The organism is Candidatus Harpocratesius sp. (genome assembly GCF_054039255.1).
This window is the reverse complement of the sequence record NZ_JBPLBG010000034.1, coordinates 19,699-44,032: the sequence shown is the minus strand read 5'-3', so window position 1 is coordinate 44,032 and position 24,334 is coordinate 19,699. Positions and strand designations below refer to the sequence as shown.

The following is a 24,334-nucleotide window of genomic DNA, read 5'->3' as shown; positions in this document are numbered from 1 at the left end:
TAGATTTTATTTTTCAAAAAAAAAAGAGAGGAAAAAGAATTATTAATCCTTTTTTCCCTGATATCGGAAATTATTTGGGTTCAATTGATTAGCGCGATTGTTTATTGACGCAGAATAGGCGGAATTATTGGGATTTTTTGAATCCGAACGATTATTGTTTGAATTTCTTTTACTCATATTATATCACATGTAGTTTCCAAACTACAAGATTATCATAGAACTTTTATCATTCAAAGATTTTTTATTAAATATTAGATCAAATTTGATCCATCTTTTTTTTAAATAAAAATTGACAAAAAAAATACTAAAAAAAGCCAAAAAAGAGAACAAGAAGCTATGTCCTATAAAAAAATGGAGATATGATAAAAAAATAAAAAGATAGGGATTAATTACCACTAAACGAATTTTTTTAGAAATAGATACGGATTTTCTTTAAATAATTTATAATTTAATCTATCTTGTGGCAGGATCAGACAATTATAATTTCGAAATTTATCATGTGATAATATTTTTACTTTAAAATAATTCGATAATTTCTGATATAATTCCAAAATAATTACATCAGCTTCTTGAAATTCTTCAGAGATGATTATTCTGGGATTTTCAAGATAATACTGAATAAATGCTCCTGGTTCGTCGATTTTCCTGAAAATAGAACGATCACAAATAAAATAAAATAGTAAAGGAAATTTCCGACTAAATCGATTTAATATCTTATATGATTTTTTAAATGATTTGAAACGAACCAATTTCTTTTTTGAATAAAAAATGTTATTTGCATCAATTAACAAGATTAATTTATAGCGGCTTTCACACAATTTCTGGATGAAATTTTTCCATAAATTAGGTAAATAATTTTCATCATTAGAGATATGCGCAAATTTTAAAGTTGAAACCATTATTGATTTTTGAACAGAAAAGTTCTTGTCGATTACTGCATTTTTATAGAGTGGTTTGAATTTGTTTATTTTTAAATCAGCATATAATTGAAATACTACTGACCAGCATATTTTAATGGAAAAAATTGAAGACATGATTTATTTAGAAGAAAAAAAACTATTGTTTATATGTGTCAATAACTAAGATCAAAATTGATCCAATTAATAATATAGTTTAGAAAAAATCTTAATCTATTGAAATTTTATAGCGGGGGAACTGTCATGAATTATAAAAGAAAAACCACAACTTCACTTGTTTATAAATCTGCGATCAAGAATTCACTCAAGCAAGGAGTTAAAAATCTGACAGGAATTGAACAAGATGTAAAAAAAAAAGTGCTCAGTTATAGTCGAAATACTCTAAGGAAAAATTTGACTGAATTAATTGATGAAGAAGTTATAGAAAAATACGAATCTGATAAACGTCTTTTCTATAGATTAAAATATTTCGATGAAAACGAACATTTCAATGATAACAATAAATTCAATCTTAATGAGATATACTTGTTGAATGATTTCCTTCAAAATCCGATATATAGAGAAATTAGCACATTAACTCGAAACCCCTTTAGTGGTCCTAATTTTAAAAAATCCTTCCTTAATCACGTTCAACTTTTTAATATCATTAAAAAGGAGAATATTGGAGAATTCATTAAATTCTTAATATATTTATTTGTTTTTCATGAAAAATCAGACCAATTCCCGAATTTTATTAAAAAATATCAAGATAACAACTTTTTAAAAGGTGTTCCAAACGATTTAATATCAAATTTTCAGAATAAGATGGTATCTGAAGGTTTTTTGTTGATTTTCCTAAAGCAGAATGCCAACTTGGAAGCCCCACTTGCATTAAAAGAAAAGAGATATTTATTGACAAGCGGTGAAAAATATTCTGCTTTAGATAAAAATATTGAAATTTTACTTGATTCTATTTTAAAATCCCAAATACTAATTGAAGATCAAGTTACCCTAAACTTATTTGAAGATGTGGCATTGATAGAATATAAAAATTGTTTTCTACAAAAATCTGAAGAGATCTCAAACCACATCAAACGAATTGCACGTGATTGCCCTTTTCCATTTTTCTTTTTTTTGAAATCGCAGTTTTTTCAAAAGCTCCAATTCAATTTACATAATAATTCCGGTAATTTTGCAGATTGGATTTTTGTAACTCCTGAATCTTTTTTTGAAAAGCTCGAAAATATTATCAATAATGAACCCGAACTCCATCTTTATATTAATTTTATCGAAAAAAGTATTTATCGACTCATTCAAAAGCCTGGATCAACTGATAAATGTTTGAATAATTTGGATGAAGCGAAAAATCATATGGAAACTAAGCTATTTGGAGATCAATATAAGAATAGACATCCATACGAATACGAAATATTGATTTCCCAAAAACTTAAAGGAAGAATTGATTTCCATTTTAGAAATGCAAAAAAAGTACTATTTTATCTCTTTCTACTGACAAAGATTAATTTAATTACCCGTATTAAGGGAAAGAAAAGTAATACTTTGAATTTTAAATCTCTTCATCCGCTATGGAATATATTCTTTCGAAACGTTAAAAAATTAGTTGCAAAACAGAAAAAATTTAAATTATTCGAAGGAACTTCTTTAAGGCACTTGATTATGCAAAGTATCCGAATTTTTGAAGAATTTTGGGAAGGTCATCATCAAACTACCTACCCATATGCAGAAATCGAGAAATTAAATGATTATAAGCAATTTTTAAAAACTTGTCATGAGAGTCAAAGGAATTTAATCAGTAAAGACGAAACCTATCTGATCAAACTTTTTTTACTTTTCCGCGGAACTGCATTTGAAACCAAAAAATATAAGGAAGAAATACAAAATACGAAAAACACCACTTTACTCTTGTTATCATTCGAAGCATTACATTTATCCACAGAACAAATTGAACGTGATTTTCTTAATGAACAGATTATCAAATTCTTCAATAAAGACTGTAATATTGTCCCGCTTAAGCAAAAATTGTCTTTATTGACGGGAATCTTAAAATATATCGTAAACCCAGCAAAAAATGAGTTAGAAACCGAAAAAAGGACCCTTTTTACTCAAGCATTTAAAGCCTTTGATAAGTTTTTGCTGGATCTTGTAAATTCAAGCAACCACCAAGAATCACTGGATTTAAATTGGTTTATCAATTTACTTGCAATTTATTTCTATGTTCAAAACCAAAAAAAGAAAGCCCTTATCCTTGATTTAATCGGTTTATGTTTCTCTTTTGAAAGCAGATCGCTATATCCTGAATGTTTACTAATGCAACTTAAACCCGAAATTCATCGTATTTATCATCAAGCTAAGACGAATCAAATTCATCCCTATTTTATGATTCCCCATTCTTCTATGGCAAAAGTTCTTCAATTAATTCTGATGGAAAATATATACATAAATAAAGAGGCTATTGATTCAGCTTTTGATGATCCCAAATTTATAGAAAAAATCACCATAATTAAGTATTTTTGTGGTTCTCCCCTTCAAAACAAATCCAATTCCAAGGATCTCGAACATTTAAAATGTATGAAAAAATTTTTGAATGATGTTGCGGTTTTTAAAGAATTTCTCCTTTTTATCTATGAATCAATTAAACTTCTCCATTCTATTTTTGAAAATGTTCCATTCAGTAACATTTTTCTATATAAAATTAATATTTTAGAAACACAGAAAGAAGAAGTGCAACAACTTCTTCAGCAACTTAATACATTTCGACTCTACAAATCAGGATTCATCTATCAATATCCATCATGGATTATTTCACTACTTTCTCTTATTGGAGGGAATAATTTACAGTTTTCTCAGTTTATCACACCACTTATGGCCCAATATCATTATTGTATTCCGATTTATGGCCTTCAACTTCAATACGCACAAAAATTCAACAATCTCGAACTTCAAGAAACTATAATCTTCAAAATGTGGAACGACCTGGTATTTGAAACCATCGATATATATCCAACATATAACTTAGGGAAATGTAAAAATCACTGGAAGATCTACCAATTTCCGTGGATTTTAGATATCTTGCTAGCAACCAATCCCCTCCAACACAAAGATGAATATTTATTTTTGTTAGACTATTTTCTGATGAAAATCCCCATGGATAGAGTGAAAAAAGATGCGATTCTGGAAAAAATCCAGGAGTTCAGGCCTGAAATCTTCAAGGAATATGAAACGCTTATATCTCAGATCGAAAAATTTAAAGAACAGTATATAATAAGTGATTACTTTAAAATTTCTTCTAATGACCTCGAACCAGGTTATTCGGAATCTTTAGGTTATTATATTCCTGAGCCCCGCCCTTCACGATTAGCAAATTATCGATACATTAATCTCCCGGATAAAATAATCCTATAATCTTAATTGAATTCCTTACTAAGAGAAAAAAGTGTCTATCCCCACTAAAAATCAAATAAACTCAGCATTTAAGTAAAGTGGTTTATAGAATTTGAATTACCCCGTAAATTATCAAAATCATTGAATTTAGCACAAAATAATCTCCCAAAAAGCATAATAGAGCATAAATCTACATATTATCACAAAGCTTCTTTAATTTTTTTCTCAGAAAATGAAGAAAGAAAAGAAATATAAACTAAAATGGTGTATATCTCAATATTTAAAATAAATAAACAAATTTTTTTATAAGCATATATTTAGTTACTTAGATAACACAAAGAAAATTACGGACTAAGATCAATAATGGAAGATTTTATCCAAATTTTAAAACAAGAAATAATAATATATCATAATTATTTGAGAAACAAAAAACTAGATTATTGCAATATAATAGCCAATCGAATTATATCCAATTCTGTTATCGTAAATTCTGAAAAATTCGCATTACTTGGTTGCTTTTTAAAACAACTCGCTTTTGATTTCAACCGAATAATTAATCCAGAAAATAAAACTGAATTTTCAAAACAAATTGACACTTATTTAAATCAAATTGAAAATAATCATGATATAAATTTTATTTTATCAAATTATTTCGAACTCACAAGAAATGTTAATGAATTTTTTATCACTAAAGAAGAAAGTACTCATTATAAAAATAATCTTAACTTCACTCAATATTCTATTAAATATTTAATAAATTTCCTTATTTCTGAATTAGATGAAAATAACTTTATTCATTCAATCAATAATATTTTTATTGGATTTTTAAATGAACTTGAAAGATTTATCAAATTACATGATTTCTCTTTGAAAGAATTACTGTTAAAATTTATATTGATATATACAGCTAAGATCTATGAATATTATAGAATTCTTATAATTAACGACACACAAAATAAAGGTTGGCATGAAAAATGGGAGATTTATCAAATTCAAATTAAGAAAAACTTGGAAGATTACATAAAGAAAGATGAACAAGATTATATTAAACATTCTATTAAACTATTATTTGAGTTATGTAAAGAATGGAGATTTATGTTTATTCGATTAATTGAACCTGTACAAAAACTAAATAAAATCGAAAGAGAAGTAGAATTACCTCTCGAAATAAAAGAAAAAATCCAACACCTCGCAAAAAAAGCGATCGATGAAGATTTAAATCATAGTGAGGGATAATTTATGGCAATAACATCTACAAATCAAAATAATGGATTAAACCCTACTGGTGTTATTATAGAAAGTTTTCAATACCTCAAAAATCAGCATCCTGATATATCAATAGAGCAGATGGAAACCTTGTTTGAGAAAGAACTAATCAATCAAATTAAAAATGAAATCTGTCGATACAATTTGCCTAGAGTTATCCCAGAAAGAGAATTATTAAAATGGAGACTACAGAAATCAAGAACACCAAAAAAGAAAATAGAAAGACGGGAATCTCAAATCATACTTAATAAAAAGGTTCGCTTTTATCTTGCTATGCAAGATGTTATAAAATCTTCAAAAATTGAAGATAGGGATTTTTCATTTGTAAATATCAATAAAGATGACATTGTTGAAAAAGAAGATTCAATCATTCATCAAGAGGATTTTTGCCAAAAAGAGGAAATATTGGAAGAAATTGAAAGTCTCAAATTAAATATATTAAAAAACGAAGAGTATCTTCCAATTAACTTTGAAAATAACCTTGATTTTTCGAATATCCATAACCAAATTTTAGATTTTTCAAGTGATGCATCTAAATTTACAGAATCTACATTATTTTTAAGAGATTTCAATCAGATCAAAAACAATGGGATTAAAAAAGGGATAGTCAAAAATGAAGAAAAAGAAATGATTAAAATAATTGAAATTGATTCTATTATTGAAGAAATTATTAATTATAAACCAAAACGATTTACATCACAGAAAACAAATAATGTTACTTTATTAGATTTAATCGATATCGCGAATAATTAAAGAAAGTTTTCAGATTTAGGTGGAATAAATATCACATCTAAAAAAATAATTATCGATTCAGGAGTCTGGATCTCTGCATTTGATCGCAGAGATAAAAATTACCAAAAAGGAAAAAAAATATTGCAATGGATAGAAAAACAAAAAAAATATCGAATTTTAATCTCGAATTTAATTCTTGCTGAAATTGCAAACTTTATTACTCGTAAAATTAATTACAAAAAAAAAGAAATCATCAATACAATAATTAATAATGAAAAAATCGACATGTATTATGATGAGGAACCTATATCTAAAAAGGCTATTGAAATTTATAAAAAATTCGACCCTGTAGGATATGTGGATGCAACAACAGCAATTTTATATAAATTAATGAAATGTGATTATCTTATAACTTTCGATAGTGATTTTAAATTAATTAAAGGAATTACTCCATTAGATTCTTATCCGATCGATTTTGAAGACTAATGGTAATATATTAAAATAATTTAGATTTTGCAATTTTCAGTAAGATTTTTGACCAAACTCAATTATTATTCAATAAAATTCTGGGAATGACAATAGTTTACCTTGGTTTTCTGAAATTTTATCAATACTGGAATTTGCATTTGGAGTATTTTTTTAATTTAAGAAATTACTTCCAACCAACCTTTAAAATCGCCGTCAAATGCTAATATATATTTAATCCCATGTTCTTTACAGAGAGCAATGTTGGAACTATCGATATAACTCAGAATTTTTTTTTTTGAAGAATCCTCACCAGAATTTGCTTTTAGAAAAATATCCCATGTTTTCTTTTCTATAGTTTCGGTTATTGGTTGTATCGTTGCAATTTGAAGATCACCAGTAAACAAACTTCTAATTTTTTCCATCGCTCTTGGGTTTTTATGAGTTCGCACTGCCACAAGTGTAGCTGTTTCGGCCATAATTAACATTGATGAATAAATTTGACCCAGTTTTCCTTTCTGTATTTCAATTAAAAGTTCCTGGGCGCGCTTAAAATTTGGATCCTTAGAATGAATCAATCCTAAATAAAACCCAGTATCTAAAAATATTGCCACTTTTGTTTCACTCCATTTATTGTTTGGAATAGTTTAATATATTACATTAATTTTATAATTAATGAATATTAAACGGAATAAATATCAATATCTTCGTCGTTTAAAAGTTCTTTCTGCTTTTCGGTTTCAAGATCCCAAGGAACATCCATAAGCTCCTTGCTGATATGTTGTATCTTTTTTAATTTTTCTTCATTAAATATAGGAATAGGATGCAGTTTACTAATGAGAGTTTCAAAGTTATTTTCGCCCAATTCTATGCAGAGATCAACAACTTCTTGCTGGGTAGGTTTTCGCCCCAATCGGAGTGTTAATTTGGCAACCAACCGATCTAAACGCTCCTTATTGTATATTTTAACTACAGACATTTCTATAAAATATTAGTAACCATTAATATAAAAATATGTTCTTTAAATATGTTTTTAGTAAACAATGAAATTACCTCTGTTTTTCCATAAACCTTACAAGGAGCCCATTATTCTTAGAAATAATGAAAGTCATTTCAACAAGCGGAATGGATATTCACATCCATGCCGCAGAAAAACAGTGCCCAATAAAATATTGGATTCCTAAACTAAAGAATTTCGCGATTTTATTTTTGAAATAATTTCATCTCCCTCGGTTTATTGACAAAAAATTCAATGCTGAAGATTTTCTGGAAGTGCTATTTTTTATGAGGGATGGTTGAAGTAAAAATATGTAATTTTATTATATAATATAAGAGGTTCTAGCAACATTCGAAATATTGATTAAATATCAAAAATCTTGCATCAATTACCCCAAAACCCCTAATCCATCCCAATTTCAATTTAGTTGAATCACAATTTGATAAAAATATATCAAAATGTGGCATAAATCAAAGAAAAATGATCGAAATAGGACAATATCACTTGAGTTTGAGTTCTTGAAAACGCAGACTCAAATAAAAATGTAAAAGTCGTGGTGTTATTCCCTAACAAAATTTATATTATCTAAAGGTTAAAGAATATTGTTTTAAAAATAGAATTGTTGTTATTTATCTTAAATTGTATATCGATTATATAAGTAAAATTAATTGCATTTATGTTTTTTGATTTATTCTTTAAATTTTCTTTTCTACACTGCAAAATTACTTTAAGCGATTCTATCAGATAATACGATAGGCAATTTTGACATAATATTTCGGATAACTTCTAACCTTCCAATCACCACCTGAAGGTGTGCGTTCATTAAATGTTAGAATCCAGTCATTACTTAAACGAAAAAGTAATATGCGATCTTCATAATAAAATAGATCTGCTAATGTTGTTTTTTTAAAAATCGTATTTGAAGTAATTGTATAACCTTCATTACTTAATTCTGTAATAACATGTTTTGTAAAAGAATCTGTATCCAAATTAGTACCTTCTTCTGAAATAATAACAATATGAGTTATTTCCATAGATTATAAAATTAATAATTAACATATAAAAATTTTCTTTTGAAATTTGTGTAAAAAATCAACTACTTTTTTTCAAACAAATTTTTTCTTCAATTGTAGTTCGAGTACATGAAAATTGATTCAGTACAGAATCAATAAATTTTTGAATTTGCAATTTTCCTATAATTTGCGATGTAATCATCTTAATCATCTGATTGTTCAAATTTCATTGATAAACTGTTTTTGCGATGTTTCTGAACATGATCACCTTTTAGTATTAGACATTCTTTTCAAGGGATTTCTCCATTAAAATGCTTTGAATAATCATTTTCCTGCGATGTCGGTTTATTTCAATCCATAATTCATGGTTTAACTGATTGCAAGCTTCATCAATCAATAATTAAGTTAATTTTCTCCATTCATTAATATGACCAAAGATCAATGAATTTCTCTGACAATGAAATTTTGGTAAATAAAGATTGGTTATCTGAAAATGGACTTTTAATTGGTCAAGTCGTTGGTTTTAAAACATCAAGAACAGAATATAAACTAGTAAAAATCTGTGGTTCATTTACGATAGTTCCTGTTTAATTTCTATTTATAATAATATTCATCTATTTGCACCTATTACTGGAGTGTTATCCAGTTTAATAAATAGTTCTACATTTATTTCACAGAAATATATTATACAAAACTTCAAATTTGAATTAACACCATATAAATTCGCAGAAATAATCTCAAACTAAACGATTCGCCATATTTTAATAAATGATTTTTCTTTAATTGAACAAAATATGGAATCCCATGCTTTAGAATTTTCATCCTTTCATTCATCTATTCGAATTTTTTTAAAATAAGCTTATGTAATCAGTTCAATTGCCTTTTTTTGGGTCGTTTTCATAATGATCTTATTCTTTTATAAGAATCATTTAAATATTGAAAAAATGCATTTATATGGAATGTCATCATTAGAAATTGCATGGTATTTCATTCGTGTTTTTTCAATTCCGGTATTATTGACAAATTTGACAAGATTTCTTGGGGTCTTTATTGCTAAATTTCAATTTGATTTAATGAAAGGAAAATCAATTTTACCCGAAACGTTAATTCAAGCGATTTCACCAATATTTTATTACAGTAAATTATCATTTTTATATCAAGGAATAATCAGCCTGCTATTTTTAATAGTCACCTTATTTGTCACTTTTTTTCTTCAAAAAAAAAAAAAGAATGCAATTCCAATCCAATTAGGAGATAGAATTAACGATAGAGAGAGAACTATAATGGAACTATCAAAAAGTGAACAATCACCCAATTTTTCAAAGAATAATCAAATAATATTGGAAAATCTGTATTTTATCTATAAAGATTTAAAACTAGATATTTTAACATTGAGCGGTTTGAGTGTAAAATTTCATTTAGGAGAAGTTTCTCTAAAAATGGGACCTTTTGGATGTGGAAAAACAACTTTAATGAATATTTTCGCAGGAATTCTAACTGTATCTTCTGGAAAAATCACATTTTTTGGAGAAAACGTTTAAAATTGAAACGAATCAAAGTTTCGAGAATACAGAAGAAAAAATATTACATATATTCTACAAAATTCCAATTATAATTCAAGCGAATATAGAAGCTTATCCATCACATGTAAAGTTCCAAGACAATGCTGAAATCTATTATGAGTTGCACCAGAGGATAGACAAAGGATGTTAATCCTAGTTGTGTAATATTTCGTAATCTTTGAAATATAGGTGTTGAAATAACATCAAGCTCTAATTGGGTTAATGGAATTTCTTTATGAATTGGATCCAATATATATTTTTCAGCATTTAACCCAGTTAATGTCCTCATCTTAATGATTGATTATTTGCATCAATTTTTTCAATAGCAATAGACAATAATATAATATTTCTATATATATCCAAACTCAGAGAGTTTATTTAGAATTATTTTAAATTCCTCATCATTAATTTTACTTTTCAATTCTGGTTTAAATTCATTGAATTTTTGCTTGATCATTGATAAATTATTTCCAACTTGGTCAGAGATATATACAATTGTAGCGAACATTTCATATAATTCTTCATCATTGATCTCTGAATCTACATTACTATTTGTTTTATTGGTTTTATTCGTTTTTTTAAACTTTTCAACAAATTCTTTAAATTCCTTAAAATGCTCAATTGCTTTAATTTCTTCTTCATTCAATACATTCAATACATATTGAGGTTCATCTTCCTTTAAAATCATTGAAAAATCATTCATATAATATAACATTTGAGCAATTTCTGAACTATACGGTCCTCGTAAATAAAAATTCCATTTATACGGTAAAGTAAGTTTAGGGGTAGTTCTTCCATGAGTAAGAAGATACAATGTTTTTTGAACAATAATTCGATTTGAAAAACTTTCTGGATATTTGATAAAACATTCTCTGTTCAAAGCATCAATGATAATTTTATAAAGTTTACGATCAAGCATATCTTTATTTTTATCCCTTTCTTCCATATAATTCTATGAGATTGACAGTGTAATAATTTCATGAATATTTTATGATTTTATTTTGATTGATCTTGGTTAAAAATGATGAGATGATCATAGTAATTGTTTAAAATTTAAAATTCAGCTAATTTCATTGAACCTCTCCAAAATGGGAGCAAAGAAACAATCGCAATTCTACATGAAACTTCCAGAAGCGCTCATTTTTACCTCAAATGGTTTTAATAAAAGAGATGATCTCGTAAGTGCTGATAATTTGATACAGAAAATGTTCCTGATTAAAGTAGTTTCTGCTGAGAAATTTTTAAAAAATATCTTAAACATCATGAAAAACTAAAACAAGATAAAAACGTGGTTTCTGCACGCTCTCCTTTCCTCTCTGAAAAGGTAATTCGACATTTATAAGATTATTCTTTACTTAGTAATCTTATTTCCTATTTACTCACAAAAAGCAAAATTAAGAATTTAAGCACCTCTTAAGAAACTAAGGATCAGCATACATGTTGTTAATAAATTCCCGTGAAGTTGAAAATTGAGAAAAAAGAAAATAGTTATATAGCCCAAGGTTCCATTTATTATTTGAAAATCAAAGGTTTCTGCAATGCCAAGCAAAATTTCAAAAATTCTTTCAGGCTATAAATCTTCATTAGAACACGCTAAAAAGTTATATGAAGATGAGTATAATTTGCGAATGGATAACGCATTGAAGTTTTTTGATGATTTTCTCAATAATAAATTGATTGATTTCAGCAGTTTGAACGATGCAGATTCCCCAAAATACCTGCGAATTGTGGACAAACTCCGTAAAATCTCAGAACAAATAAAATTTGTGGCAATAGACGGAACTTGTTTTAAAGAAAAACTGGATCCCTACATCGTTTTCTTCTCATGCGCTTATGCGGTACGGGGAAATATTGATTTAAATACAGAAAACCATTCAGTAAAATATGAAAAATGGAGTATTAAGGAGGATAAAAGTGTTGTTTCTTATCTTCCCGTTCCATATGCCGATCTCTCCAATTTTCTCTCGGATGATGAAATGGGAGAAAATGATTCCCACAAGATTGATTTTATAAACATTCATCTGGATTTAATGAGATTAGCTGAATTATACTTGGCGTATTCTTTGATAAGAACAGATTTAAGACCGAATATAATACTGCTTGACCAATCTATTAGCTCCTCCTTCAACGCCCAAGGAATTGGAAGAAAATCTTCGAAGAATGCATTAAAGATCCTTAATAAAGATCTTTTTGGAATTACTCTTAATGAAAATGATGTAAAAATTGCCTATTCTCATCCGTATAATAATGATTTAGGGATCCCACCTCCGAAAAATTTTAATTTAGCAAATTACCTTATAAAAATTTTAACGAATTCTCCAAAAGGTTCCATCTCATTCAATGAGTTATTAAAAAAGATCCCCAATTGGGAACATTTAAATGAAACTGATAGGATTACCCGAATTAAATGGCGGATAAAGAAATATATTAATGAAATTCCATCAGATCCTCTATTGTTGGTGGAAGAATCCGCAAATCTGTTAAAAATAAACCCGAAATATTTTAATTCTTGGGAAAGGACTTCCCAACTGTTTGAATCTGTCTGTCAATCCCTGTTTGAAAAAAAAGAATCCGAAATAAATTCAGGTATGGTCTATACCACAGTAAAAAATGGAGAGTTGCAGAAGCACTGGTTTACTCCAGATGATATCCGTTTCTTCATAGCTGTGGCTTATCGAAAATTAATTGAAGCGTGTTGGGAACATTCAATCTTTTTAATTGGAATTGCTAAGGATTCATCCACTGCATACTTCAGTAAAAACTATTTTGAAGTTTTTCGAGATTACGATTGTGGAAATGACTTTGAAAAATACAGGTTCGATGATAGTTTGGACAAGTTACCTTGGACAGATCGCTTGTTACTTGAAGGAATTGCATATTGTAAACCAAATATTGATAGCCCTTGGTGTACGTTAGAAATGGATTCAGCAGTTATTACACTGCGAAATTCCTGTCAACATAGCTTGAAAAACCCTCCTGTTATTTATGGTTCTGGAGAACATCATAACATTTACTACCCAGAAAAAATATTTATGCGGTCACTTGCACAATTTTATCTCAATCGTTCTAAATTAATTCCAGTAGCCGGACACGTCATTTTTATTGATCGTTTGCTGCTCCCAAAATTCGACAAAGGAATTGAAACTGTTTCATTGGGACTGCCCAGCGGAATGGAAGTGTTTTTCTTTGAGGATAATTCAAAAAACAACTCTGTACAGGAAATAATTATGTTTCTGCTGAATATACTTACTAAAAATCTTTTTCCTGAAGTAATAGGATATCCCGACCCCCTACATAAGGCTGATTGGGGAGCTAAAACCTTAGGCGAAAAAATAATGCCTATTATCCGTTCATCGCAATATACATTAAAAAAAAACCCACTTATTAAAACTCTACGCAGATTACGTCAAGATGGTGGAGGAAGATAACATGTTTAATCCATTTAAAAAATTAGCAAATAATGCCTACGGTCGTTTAATGCAGATTCAAGATTTGCCAGACGGCTCAATGGTATATGAAGTCTGGTTTGATTACTGCCAAAAATTATACAATCAAATTAACGTGGGATCGTTTTTAGCAATCAAAAATTTTACCATAGGTGAGAAAGCAGATTATATTCACTACAGCATCTTAAAAATCGTTAAGAAAATGCCCAAACATTATGCAATGTTGGAAAATCTTCAAAAAGGATATCCAGCTTTTTCAGAAGAAGCTGCCCGTAGCATTCGAGATTCATTTACAGATCAAGTCTACAGATCGGATGAAGATCTTTCGAAAATTGTGGTTACTGCAGTTTCAACAAATTATGAATTTATTTATCATGATAATCTTAAAACAATTAATGATTTTGAAGTAATTCTCGAAAGCAATATACCCATTTACGGTGAAGAAGCTAAAGTTCTAAGTCCTGAAGCAGTGCAGATAATTATAAACAAAAATTTCTCCATACATACACCTGAAATTGTATCAATAGGAACACTGAAGGAAAACAAAAATATACAAATTTTAATTGACATTGAAAAGGCGTTAAAGACTCATTTCGGAATTTTCGGTTTCACCGGCGTTGGAAAGAGCAATTTAATGAGCACGTTCATAGCAAAAATCTTTGAGAAAAAGGAACACTGTCATAAAATCCTGTTTTTCGATCTCATGGATGAATATCTCGGCCTTCTTTTGGATTTATTCTTTAAAGAAAACCTCAACTGTAATTATGTGTATATTGATCATAAAGATTTAAGCCGAGAAGAGCGAGAATATTTTTCCAACCCTACAAAATGGTCGGATCATATCGCCGAACAAATTTATCAACAGATGGTTTTACCCAGAGATATTAAATTACATGATCAATATGCAGAAGATATTAAGAAAATGATCAAAGCGATGTATTTGAGTAAAAAAGTAAAAGTTCTTGGAAATGTAGAAACAGTCAAAGAGTGGTTTACTAATAAAATGGCCTCCGTGCCCACAAAAATTCAAAAAAAATTCCTTCTATATTCAGAATTGGAAAAATTGCTAATTAATAGAAAAATTAACTTAAATGCTCAAATAACTGAAGAGATCCGAAAAAAAATAATCCCCATTTTAGAAAATCCTCCTTTTCACTCCAAAGCTTCTTCAAGACAAAGAGGCAAACAGAATACGAGCGGTACAACTCATTCGGGCAGGCAGTCCACAATTAACGGGAGATTGGCACCATCATTAAAGAGTTCTAATATATCAACATCTTTTACCTTACCTAAAGATTTTGAAAAAGACAGCTGGAACCAATATCGACAACAATTGATTTCTATTATAAAACGAGAGCAAATCGTTAATTATTCAAATTATGGTGAATTCGTTATAAGCAAAGAACAAATAATTAACGATACAGATGAAAAGTTGAAATCATCGCTTTATATCTTTTCTGCCAATCGAGACACAAAGTTAAGACAGTTCCTCAATGAAATTGGTTTAGAAATTTACGAGCATAGAAAAGAAGAAGGAAAGATCAGCCCAATAACTTCACTTATTTTTGATGAAGCAGACAGTTTTATTCCACAATCCGAAGGAAAAGATGAGAGTATCGCGCTTTCAAAACAATTAGTCGAACAGTACGCCAGGCGCGGTCGAAAATTTGGATTGGGGATCGGACTGGCAACCCAACGGGTGACCTATCTTGATACAACCATTTTAGGCCAACTTCATACATACTTTGTAAGTAAACTGCCGAGAAAATCAGATAGAGATCGTATTAAAGAAGCTTTCTCCTTTTCAGATGAAGAATTGAATGAAACTTTCAAATACGATAAAGGGAACTGGCTTCTTGTAAGTCATGAAGGTTTAGCAATTGAAGGTGTTCCCTTATCAATAAAAAGCGAAAATGCAAACGAACGTCTTATAAATTTCTTTATAGATATTCGTAAAAGATTCCCTACAAAACCCTAATATTGAGTGATATGCTTATATTTAAAGAATATAGTTTCCTGAAATTTTATTTAATTTTTTCAGAAAATTCAGAATCTGTTGGATCTTATTTAGAATATCAACTGTGGTAAAAAGTGGTAAACAATGGCATCCATCGAAACGATACAAGGTCTTCCTGAAGAAAAATCAACTGAAGGTCTTCTACCCGCCGTCTCCATAGATGAAGATATCCAGATAATTGATATTTTTTCAGGAGTTGGAGGTCTTTCATACGGCTTCCACACTCAAGGATTTAATATACTTACAGCAGTTGATTTTGATCCTTACGCTCTTAAAACCTATTCCAAACACTTTCATACGAAATACAGCACAATCTGTGAAGATTTAACTAAAAAATCTGTTTTAGACCTATTCCAGCAGCATAAAATTCCTTTAAGGAATCAATCTATCGATATTTTAATCGGGGGGCCTCCGTGTCAGGGGTTTTCATTTGCGAATCGTCATGGAGAACATTCAAAAAGGGAAAAAAGAAATCTAATCTTCTATTTTTTGTCAAGTTTGAAGAATTTAAAGCCAACCTTTTTTTTAATGGAAAATGTTGTCGGAATTAAGGCGGGCGGCAGCTTAAAATATCTGGAGAAATTTTTGGGAGATTTAAAAAATCTGAACTACGATTTCCGTGAATTTGAAATTGACTGTTTGAATTTCGGTATCCCACAGATGCGGCACCGATATTTAATTCTGGGCACTATTAAAAGTGAAGGTCGAGATTTAGATAAAATTACATTGCCCAATAAGAAGACGAAGCCTACAACCTTGAAAGAAGCTATTTTAGATCTACCAAAAGTGTCAAATGGAAATAAAAAGGATGTTTTACCCTATCAAATTAAGAATTTCAGCCAGCTTTCCGAATACCAGAAATTAATGAGGAAAAATCACCATCATAATCAAGTTGCAAACAATACAGCCACACGTAATCAAACTTATGTTATCGATCGTTTTACTCAAATCCAACCGGGTGAAAACTGGCGAAGTATTCGGCATATGCTGGATAATTATCACAATGTGGATAACTGTCACAGCTCTATCTATCGTCGTTTGCAGTGGAACCGACCTTCGATTACCATTACCAATTTCCGTAAGAATATGATCATTCATCCCGCAGAAAATCGCCTCCTAACCGTGCGTGAAGCGGCTCGGATTCAATCCTTTCCAGATAACTTCGTATTTCTAGGACCTAAAAGCGTCCAAGAGCAGCATGTCGCCAATGCTGTGCCTCCGCTAGTTTCGGAGTTTTTTGCTGCAGAAATTAAAAAACACTGGTACTAATCCTTATTCTTTAAGCATTTTTATTTTTTAATTTTTCTGTATTCACTGCAGTTTTTCTTAAGCAAACAAAAATTGCATTTAGGATGCCTCCGCTTGCACACCATAGACCCAAAATCAATCAGAGCATAATTATAGATATCACAATCATTTTCTGGTAGCAATTCTCCTGCAAATTCCCAGATAACCGCATCATCACGAGCGCGGCTTTTTGAAGATTTGAATTTAAAAAATCGGACAATAACTCGAATAACATTCACATCCACCAAAGCAATTCGTTCTCCCCGTGCAAAACAGCGGAATGCCGATACAATGTAGTTTCCCACACCCGGCCAACTAGAAAGATCTGCGGGTTGAATCGATTCAAAAGATTGATTTAAGTTTTTTAACTTATTTTGAATCTTAACTAAAAAATCAACACGTTTTCTCAATCCCAACTCTTGTAAGAGGCTTTTGAATTGTTCATGAGAAGCCGATTTAAATGCTTCTTCTGTCGGAAACTTTGAAATAAATCGAGAATAAACAGTATCAACTTGAGAAGCTCTTGTGCGCTGCAGGAGAAATTCGGACAAAAAAACGCGATAAGAATCCCGATTCGAGCGCCATGGAAAGTCTCTTAGGTGTAGCGAAGCCCATTCCATGATTTTCCGTGTAAAAAAGGAACGAATGTACGGATCTTCCCACGGATGCATGGGTTTCTATTGGTGTTTGGAAAAGAAAAGGATTTCGATTGCTTTCCATTTTTTAGATCTTTTCAAGCAGTAAAATTCACATAAATCTTTTTACTTTGCGATCTTTTTAGAAAAAATTATGAAAAATAAGAACACATTTTTAGTTTTTAAATGAGACAATAAGAGCTATCGGCCATTTGGATAATATTTTCAGATATAAAGAAAAATATTACTAATTTTCCAAATCTATAAATGCAAAGAAATTAAATGGATATGATGTAAAAAATGATCTTGGAAGATAAAGTTGGCAATTTTTATCGAAATCATGCTGATATTTTTACTCCACTGCAAAATACGCTCTGAAGTTCTTAAATCACCCACAAATACTCAAAGGGCAAAATGAAGGCAATAAGGAATATATTTTTGTCACAAATTTGGTTGAAAAGCGAGCATTTCGCGATGGTGGTGACTCTACAATTGAGGAATTTGATGCGATTTTTTGAAAATTTAAAAAGAATGAAGTCAGTAACCGAGTCTTTAATAAGATTCTGCTTACTTCTAATGGAATAGATGAATTTAATGATGCACTCCGCCGCTGTATCTATTGATCGAAACCTCTAATGTAATTGAGGAAATCCACTAAATATTTTTTGTTGTTTTTGTCGGAATTATGGTTAATGATTAAGAATATTCAATCAAAGCTTTAGAATTACTATTTGATTTGACAGAATTTTCTAAATATCTAATCGAGAATTCAAAATGCATGGGAAAGAATTGGTTAAAAAGAATCATAAATCCATATTGAAGCCTTTTTGAAATTTTGGATATCATGGGATAATCTCGGAATAAATCATTAGAGATCACAACTATGCTCCCATCAAAACGACTCATTAATTCTATAATAAAGGAATCTGCTTTAATTTTCGCAGGAGTTTGTTTTAAAATACCTTTTTTTAGCATTTTTTCTAACTGTTTGGGATCATCAATCTTGTATTGAAGGCTGTTATCAATAATAATTTCAGTTTGAAGATTGGGATATTCTGCGGTTATTTGATTCAACCAATCAATTAATATTTTTAGGTTTACTATTCTTGCTTTGTTTTTTTTGGTTTTAGAAAAAAACGCAATATTGGCACCGTCAACAACAAGTTTATCCACATTTTTTGGGAACTGCATTTAAATACCTCCATTTAGAGTTATTTTTTTAAGCATTTTAGCAATTTTTAATCGAGGTTTAGCTAAAGACACAATTGTTTTAGGATTAAAACAATAAATTTGATCTGCAAATTCCCTAACAACTGAAGTCTGATCACCAATAATTAAACTGAAGATACGAGCATTTTTCTCCTGAATGTCAGAAGTAATTTTATTTACAATTTCATCAACAAAAGCAATTCCATCACTAATAAATAGAATATCTGCACGCTTAAATTCTGAAGTGTTTAACTTTTCGTTTGCTTTTTGAAGGGGAGTTCGAAAATCTGTCCCACCACTGAAGCTTATAGAGAGAAATTCCAATACTTTGGTGTAATATTCTTTTTTGAATTCTCGCCATTTGGAAAAATCCACACGTTTTTTTGATGCAGAATATTTTCCTCGTTTCCGATTAAATTTTGAATTTAACAACTGAATTTCCTTATATTGTGAGGGTCCACTAAACAGAATTAAATGTACATCCCGAAATTCTTTCTTTGTTATTTTAACGATTGCCAAAGTTGTTGCTTTTGCCAATCGTTCAGGAGTACCTTTCATTGAACCAGATGTATCAATACAAACAATTATTGGCCCTCTTCTTTCTTTTTCGGAATATTTTTCCTTATTCCAATATTTTCCGCGCACAGAATATGTCATAAGTTTATGATCCAACCATCGGCTAAGAAAAAGTAGACGTAGTTGAGAGTGTTTTAATTTTACAAGTTCACTGGCAAAAGCTCGAGAAATTTCGTCTGAATGATGGACAGAAAAAATTTCTTGTGATACATTGGGGCGAAGTTCCCAAATATCTCGAGTACCCAAAATTCCCTCCAATCGTCCGATTTCTTCAGCCAATTTATTGATCTCGGGGTGATTCTCGATAATTTCAGTGTATTTAAGTACTTTTTCTAAAGCAATATTCTGCAATATTCCTTCACTAAGATCCCAGCCCATACCTGAAAAAAGTTTATTGAAACTTTGAATAGCTTGAAGTCCCTCTTCAATTCTTAACATAATTTTATCTTCTATGAGACTCATAGAATAAAATGAAGTTATTATTTTATAGATAAACTTCAAAATTTCATTAAACGATTTCTTTATCTGCTTTACTTTTGAAATCAAAATATCATTTTTCATACCTTTATGAAATTCGATTTTTATGATATCTGTAATTTTTTGTAGAATTAATTGTCCCAATTGTGGTTCGGTAGGCAATTTTTTTTTTTCAATTGAATATTGAATGAAAATCTGAATAAATTCTAAGTTTTTGTTAAGATATTCCTTAAATTTTTGTAATTTTTCTATAAATTCGATAGATTGCTCTTGATTGATTTCTGAGTTAGTAATACTTTCCTTAAAATCTTCTAAATTAAAAAAAGATTCAGATATTACAGATTTTGGGTTTTCTTTATTTACAGTTTCAAGAAGATAAACTAGATCTTTCCTCAAATGTTGATCTAAATTTTTAAGATTAAACCCAAGGGATAAACTTGATAAAACTAACTTGTATGTAAAAAGTAATTTGTTTGGTAATTCAAATGCGTCAATAAAGAAAGAACAGTACGTTTCTATCAATTTTTGAAATGTTATCGCCTTTGAATCTAAAGTTGCACTGATTTTAGAATTTGAGATATAAAAAAAGTCAGAATGAAATGGATTTATATAAGCAGCTAAGCCAGATTTATGCAATAATTTGCTTTTTCCTTCAATATCACCATATTTTTTCCAAATTTCACCAATAGGATCATTTTCACCTTTAGATAAAGCTTCAAGAAGTGATATGATAATATAGACGGTATTTAATTCGTTATTCAATGCACATTTACGTAGATTATTCCAAAGAGATGAAAAAATCGATATGGGACGATAAAAAGCATATGCAGGATCACCTGTACACCGTTCTTTCGGTTCATTATTTAAGAATAAATCTTCTATGAGATAATACGATAAATTTTGAAGGAAACTAATTGAAAACTTATTTGGTTTCCAAAAAAAATTTCTAAAATTTTCAAACTTTTGCTGAAATTCATGGAAAATCTTTTCTACGCTTAGCAATTTCGAGGCACCTTTAATTTTCAATTATTAAATCATAGATTAGAGAACAATATTTACAGTGAATTTGTATTTTTTTTGAATTCGAGAGATCTAAATAAGTAATTGTATGTTCAAAATCTCTTCTACACTGTTTGCAATGAAGCGTTAATTTCCAATTCATTTTATCCGAATTTTCTAAATTAGTTTGAATTATTTCAATTTTTTGATTTAATTCACTTAATTTCGATATTTCATTTGAGATATATTCTGTAAAATCAATGATATTTACCCAATTAATGAATATATTCTCTTCTATATTTTTTTCAATTGCATTCCTTCGAGTGTTCAATTCTCCAAGGGTTTTTTGAATTGATTCCTTAAGATGTTTCATTCTTGCTTTCAAAGCAGGAATTACACTTTCATCATTAATTTTTCTAAAGTTGGATATTTTTTGCTCTTTTATAACCTTTCTTCCATATTTTATAATCAATGTTTTTTCTCCAGGTAGCTGCCCTTTAATTTCGTTTTCAATTTCATCAGATGATAAAAATCCCTGAGTCATCGTTTCTTTTAAGATGGAAATTATCTCAAAGATCTGCGATGGATCATCTATCAACAAAAATCGAAGAAGTAACAGATCACTTTCATCAATTTCAGATCTTCCATGAATACACGCAGAAATCCGTAAAATCTTAATAATTCGTTGCCATCTCCTGTCTGAAATGATAATTTCATGTTCTTTTAAACGTCTTTTCATTTGAAGAATTTGATCCCAAATTTCATCGGGTATTTTAACTAAATTCGCTGATTTTTGAAGATTTAATATATCATCAATGTGTATCGTTTCTGAAATTTCTAGTTCATTACAATTATCAACTACGACTTTGCGAAAGTTCTCTTCATTTTGAATATTATCAACTACCAATCTGATGATAAAGCGATCATAAAGAGCCATTAGATTCTCTTCTTCATTTTCAGCAGGTTTTTCATTTGATGCCCCAATTAATGAAATTAATGGAACATCAGTGATTTTACTCCCGTTATGAAATTTTCGCTCGTTAATAATCGTTAATAGAGAATTTAAAATTGAGCTGCTAGATTTAAAGATTTCATCTAAAAATACAATATGGGCTTCTGGGAGAGCGAGTTCAGTTTTACGTTCATATCGATCATTATTCAATCCAGAAATGGATATAGGCCCAAAAATTTCATCAGGTGTCGTAAATTTGGTCAAAAGATATTCGAAATATTTTCCTCCCTTAATGATAGAACATATTGTTCGAGCACTGAAACTTTTAGCAGTTCCAGGAGGTCCAAGCATAAGAACGTGTTCACCGCTAAGAACACCGAGTAATAATAATCGGTTTTCATTCTTGCGTTCGACAATTTTTTGATCAATTTGATTTAAGATTTTGATAACTTTTTCTTTTATTATGGATGTCATACTTATCACTATACATTTAACCTAAAAAGTTATATATGAATATAACTTTGATTAGTTATTTGTTAACTAATAATTAGTTTTCGTTATATTTAAATATTACCAATAAAAGTTATATTTATGATATAACTATATGAAATTATATGGTGAAAAATATGGATTTAATAATCTTCTATTTAGAAAAGTACAAAAAAGGGTTATTTGCAAAGAATTACATATATTTCCAATATAAACAATGCCATATTTTTACAGTTCATAGATTTCTCGATGAAATTAATTCTGAATTACAAGAATTTAATAGAAAATCAAAATTCAATGTATTAATTTTTAATAAGAATTCAAAAAAGGAAAATATCGATCGAAAACAAATTAAAAACCCAGAAATAATATTTACTATTCATTCGGTAATTTTTCAACCCGATCTATCATTAATCAATGATATAAAAAATATTTTAGATAAATATCTTGAAATAAATAGTAAAAAAAAACTAAATCCTCAAGAAATAAGTCAAATTATTGTTGATTTCTCGAATATGCCTTTAACAGTAGGTTATGATTATTATTTCTTATTTCTTAAGTATATCCACGTTGATAATTTAGATATCAAAATAATAACATGGAAACCGAATAGTAAAAAACCATATTCCTTCTCTGTTGATTTCCTTGATCCTGCAGGTCAAATTATTCTTGATTTAATTAGTACAGGATATCATACCATTCAATCACTTCAAATTGGATACTCGAAATATAAAAATCTTAATAAAGAAGTTTCTCAACCATTTATTTCAAAAAATATTTCAAATTTGATTAAAAAAAATTTGATTGAAGAAACGTGGATCAATGGCTTGAAAAATTTTACAATCACATCTAATGGCCAATTACTAGTTCATTCAGAAAGCTTCATTAAAAACCAAATTCAAGATGAAAAATTTTTCAAATTTTTTAATGAAGTTTCAACGGATGAATTAATAAACAATGCTATTATCTCATATAAAAATGGTAATTTTGGTCAATATCAAACGATCTTGGAAAAATTAGCGGAACGCAAGGATTTATCTGAATCCAATCTTTTGAAATTAATTAAAGAGATAAATGACTTTAAAAATGAAGATTTAATGGTTTTTCTCGAGAAAATTATGCCTCTTTTTATTAAAAGTGATACTCTTCTAATGAAATTAGTGCAATTTTATATCTCTCAAAATAAAAATGAAAAAATAATGCCTATTTTAAAAAAAGTAATGCAAATTAATCCAGAAAATCTTGAAGCATGGAAATTATTGGGCAAAAAGATAAGTTCAAATTAAATTATCAAACTGTGAAATCAAATATCTAGAAAAACACTTCCTAACCTATATCTATTTTAATAAATAAAATCCGCAAATCAAAACTAAATATCATCAAAAAATACTCCTTCATTGAGCGATCAAATAAACGTATACCTAAAAGCTATCGATTACAAACGCAGTATTGGAAAAACACAGTGGTCTATCTTTTCTTTATTCGCCACCGGAGCAGGTGCAGCATTCATCTACTCCTTTAAAGAAAAAGAGCGGAATCCGCAACTTTTCATTCAAATCACAGCAGTCTCAATACAATGGCAGGTAATCATCTTTTACAACTTGCATCGCCGAATAAACAAAGGTGTGGCCGAATATTTGGTTCAGTTTGAATCTTCGGTACAATTTATTCAAGATTTTCAGAAAATAATCAATAAAAAATACCGAACTAAAAGATCCTCTTCACAAATATTAATTATTACATGAGTAATTTTGATGATATTGACCGCACTTTACCAAATCATCATATTCTTACAAGGTTCTGGAGGATTATAATTGGTTCAATATTACACGAGTGATGCATCTGCCTTTGAAAAAGTCATGAGGAATGAATAAATCCGATGAGGGCTTACTTGCGAATCATTCACGACGAAAG

Annotated in this window: 22 protein-coding genes; 11 read left to right on the top strand and 11 right to left on the bottom strand. The window is 29.2% G+C overall.

What is annotated here, in order from left to right:
- Positions 1-42 precede the first annotated feature (42 nt).
- Together ACXLDF_RS07780 and ACXLDF_RS07775 are read right to left on the bottom strand one after the other, a co-directional pair.
- Complete coding sequence (locus ACXLDF_RS07780; RefSeq protein ID WP_457557941.1) at positions 43-177, bottom strand: hypothetical protein; 135 nt, start codon at positions 175-177, stop codon at positions 43-45.
- A gap of 218 nt (positions 178-395) precedes the next feature.
- The gene (locus ACXLDF_RS07775) at positions 396-1,034 is read right to left on the bottom strand and encodes a hypothetical protein (protein ID WP_457557940.1); all 639 of its coding nucleotides are present in this window, start codon (positions 1,032-1,034) and stop codon (positions 396-398) included.
- Between the two features lie 126 nt (positions 1,035-1,160).
- Here ACXLDF_RS07775 and ACXLDF_RS07770 point away from each other — a divergent pair, with 126 nt between their 5' ends.
- The 4 genes from ACXLDF_RS07770 to ACXLDF_RS07755 all read left to right on the top strand — a co-directional run bounded on the left by ACXLDF_RS07770 (position 1,161) and on the right by ACXLDF_RS07755 (position 6,782).
- Entirely contained in the window at positions 1,161-4,319 is a 3,159-nt protein-coding gene (locus ACXLDF_RS07770) for a hypothetical protein (RefSeq protein WP_457557939.1), read from the top strand.
- Between the two features lie 396 nt (positions 4,320-4,715).
- The gene (locus ACXLDF_RS07765) at positions 4,716-5,534 is read left to right on the top strand and encodes a hypothetical protein (protein WP_457557938.1); all 819 of its coding nucleotides are present in this window, start codon (positions 4,716-4,718) and stop codon (positions 5,532-5,534) included.
- Between the two features lie 3 nt (positions 5,535-5,537).
- Positions 5,538-6,317 (top strand): hypothetical protein, encoded by a 780-nt coding sequence (locus ACXLDF_RS07760; protein WP_457557937.1) that lies wholly within the window; start codon positions 5,538-5,540, stop codon positions 6,315-6,317.
- A 24-nt stretch (positions 6,318-6,341) separates the two neighbouring features.
- A complete protein-coding gene (locus tag ACXLDF_RS07755; RefSeq protein WP_457558137.1) occupies positions 6,342-6,782 on the top strand; it encodes a type II toxin-antitoxin system VapC family toxin in 441 nt (146 codons plus the stop codon).
- Between the two features lie 158 nt (positions 6,783-6,940).
- On the opposite strand, the gene ACXLDF_RS07750 is transcribed toward ACXLDF_RS07755, so the two are convergent.
- The 3 genes from ACXLDF_RS07750 to ACXLDF_RS07740 form a co-directional block, all read right to left on the bottom strand.
- Positions 6,941-7,375 (bottom strand): type II toxin-antitoxin system VapC family toxin, encoded by a 435-nt coding sequence (locus ACXLDF_RS07750; RefSeq protein WP_457557936.1) that lies wholly within the window; start codon positions 7,373-7,375, stop codon positions 6,941-6,943.
- 68 nt (positions 7,376-7,443) lie between these two features.
- The gene (locus ACXLDF_RS07745) at positions 7,444-7,740 is read right to left on the bottom strand and encodes a hypothetical protein (protein WP_457557935.1); all 297 of its coding nucleotides are present in this window, start codon (positions 7,738-7,740) and stop codon (positions 7,444-7,446) included.
- A 758-nt stretch (positions 7,741-8,498) separates the two neighbouring features.
- Positions 8,499-8,792 carry a hypothetical protein gene (locus tag ACXLDF_RS07740; RefSeq protein ID WP_457557934.1) on the bottom strand — a complete coding sequence of 98 codons (294 nt, stop codon included), beginning with the start codon at positions 8,790-8,792 and terminating at the stop codon, positions 8,499-8,501.
- A 420-nt stretch (positions 8,793-9,212) separates the two neighbouring features.
- Between ACXLDF_RS07740 and ACXLDF_RS07735 the strand changes: the two genes are divergently transcribed.
- Complete coding sequence (locus ACXLDF_RS07735) at positions 9,213-9,362, top strand: hypothetical protein (protein WP_457557933.1); 150 nt, start codon at positions 9,213-9,215, stop codon at positions 9,360-9,362.
- Between the two features lie 368 nt (positions 9,363-9,730).
- Positions 9,731-10,312: an ATP-binding cassette domain-containing protein gene (locus ACXLDF_RS07730; RefSeq protein WP_457557932.1), complete on the top strand. Its 582-nt coding sequence runs from the start codon at positions 9,731-9,733 to the stop codon at positions 10,310-10,312.
- Positions 10,313-10,412: 100 nt separating this feature from the next.
- Here ACXLDF_RS07730 and ACXLDF_RS07725 read toward each other — a convergent pair whose 3' ends face one another.
- Positions 10,413-10,622, bottom strand: a complete 210-nt coding sequence (locus ACXLDF_RS07725; protein WP_457557931.1) for a hypothetical protein — start codon at positions 10,620-10,622, stop codon at positions 10,413-10,415.
- A gap of 60 nt (positions 10,623-10,682) precedes the next feature.
- The gene (locus tag ACXLDF_RS07720; protein WP_457557930.1) at positions 10,683-11,279 is read right to left on the bottom strand and encodes a hypothetical protein; all 597 of its coding nucleotides are present in this window, start codon (positions 11,277-11,279) and stop codon (positions 10,683-10,685) included.
- 592 nt (positions 11,280-11,871) lie between these two features.
- Between ACXLDF_RS07720 and ACXLDF_RS07715 the strand changes: the two genes are divergently transcribed.
- The 3 genes from ACXLDF_RS07715 (at position 11,872) to ACXLDF_RS07705 (ending at position 17,065) form a co-directional block, all read left to right on the top strand.
- The gene (locus ACXLDF_RS07715; RefSeq protein WP_457557929.1) at positions 11,872-13,761 is read left to right on the top strand and encodes a hypothetical protein; all 1,890 of its coding nucleotides are present in this window, start codon (positions 11,872-11,874) and stop codon (positions 13,759-13,761) included.
- Between the two features lies 1 nt (position 13,762).
- Positions 13,763-15,757, top strand: coding sequence for an ATP-binding protein (locus tag ACXLDF_RS07710; RefSeq protein WP_457557928.1), 1,995 nt, complete (start codon positions 13,763-13,765; stop codon positions 15,755-15,757).
- A gap of 123 nt (positions 15,758-15,880) precedes the next feature.
- Positions 15,881-17,065 carry a DNA cytosine methyltransferase gene (locus ACXLDF_RS07705; RefSeq protein WP_457557927.1) on the top strand — a complete coding sequence of 395 codons (1,185 nt, stop codon included), beginning with the start codon at positions 15,881-15,883 and terminating at the stop codon, positions 17,063-17,065.
- Positions 17,066-17,085: 20 nt separating this feature from the next.
- Here ACXLDF_RS07705 and ACXLDF_RS07700 read toward each other — a convergent pair whose 3' ends face one another.
- From ACXLDF_RS07700 to ACXLDF_RS07685, 4 genes are all read right to left on the bottom strand, one after another.
- On the bottom strand, positions 17,086-17,754 hold the full coding sequence (locus ACXLDF_RS07700) for a hypothetical protein (protein WP_457557926.1): 669 nt from the start codon (positions 17,752-17,754) through the stop codon (positions 17,086-17,088).
- A gap of 660 nt (positions 17,755-18,414) precedes the next feature.
- Complete coding sequence (locus tag ACXLDF_RS07695) at positions 18,415-18,909, bottom strand: NYN domain-containing protein (RefSeq protein WP_457557925.1); 495 nt, start codon at positions 18,907-18,909, stop codon at positions 18,415-18,417.
- Positions 18,910-20,982 carry a vWA domain-containing protein gene (locus tag ACXLDF_RS07690; RefSeq protein WP_457557924.1) on the bottom strand — a complete coding sequence of 691 codons (2,073 nt, stop codon included), beginning with the start codon at positions 20,980-20,982 and terminating at the stop codon, positions 18,910-18,912.
- A gap of 13 nt (positions 20,983-20,995) precedes the next feature.
- Positions 20,996-22,405, bottom strand: a complete 1,410-nt coding sequence (locus tag ACXLDF_RS07685) for an AAA family ATPase (protein WP_457557923.1) — start codon at positions 22,403-22,405, stop codon at positions 20,996-20,998.
- A 152-nt stretch (positions 22,406-22,557) separates the two neighbouring features.
- Here ACXLDF_RS07685 and ACXLDF_RS07680 point away from each other — a divergent pair, with 152 nt between their 5' ends.
- On the top strand, positions 22,558-23,706 hold the full coding sequence (locus ACXLDF_RS07680) for a tetratricopeptide repeat protein (RefSeq protein WP_457557922.1): 1,149 nt from the start codon (positions 22,558-22,560) through the stop codon (positions 23,704-23,706).
- 111 nt (positions 23,707-23,817) lie between these two features.
- Entirely contained in the window at positions 23,818-24,165 is a 348-nt protein-coding gene (locus ACXLDF_RS07675) for a hypothetical protein (RefSeq protein WP_457557921.1), read from the top strand.
- Positions 24,166-24,334 lie beyond the last annotated feature (169 nt).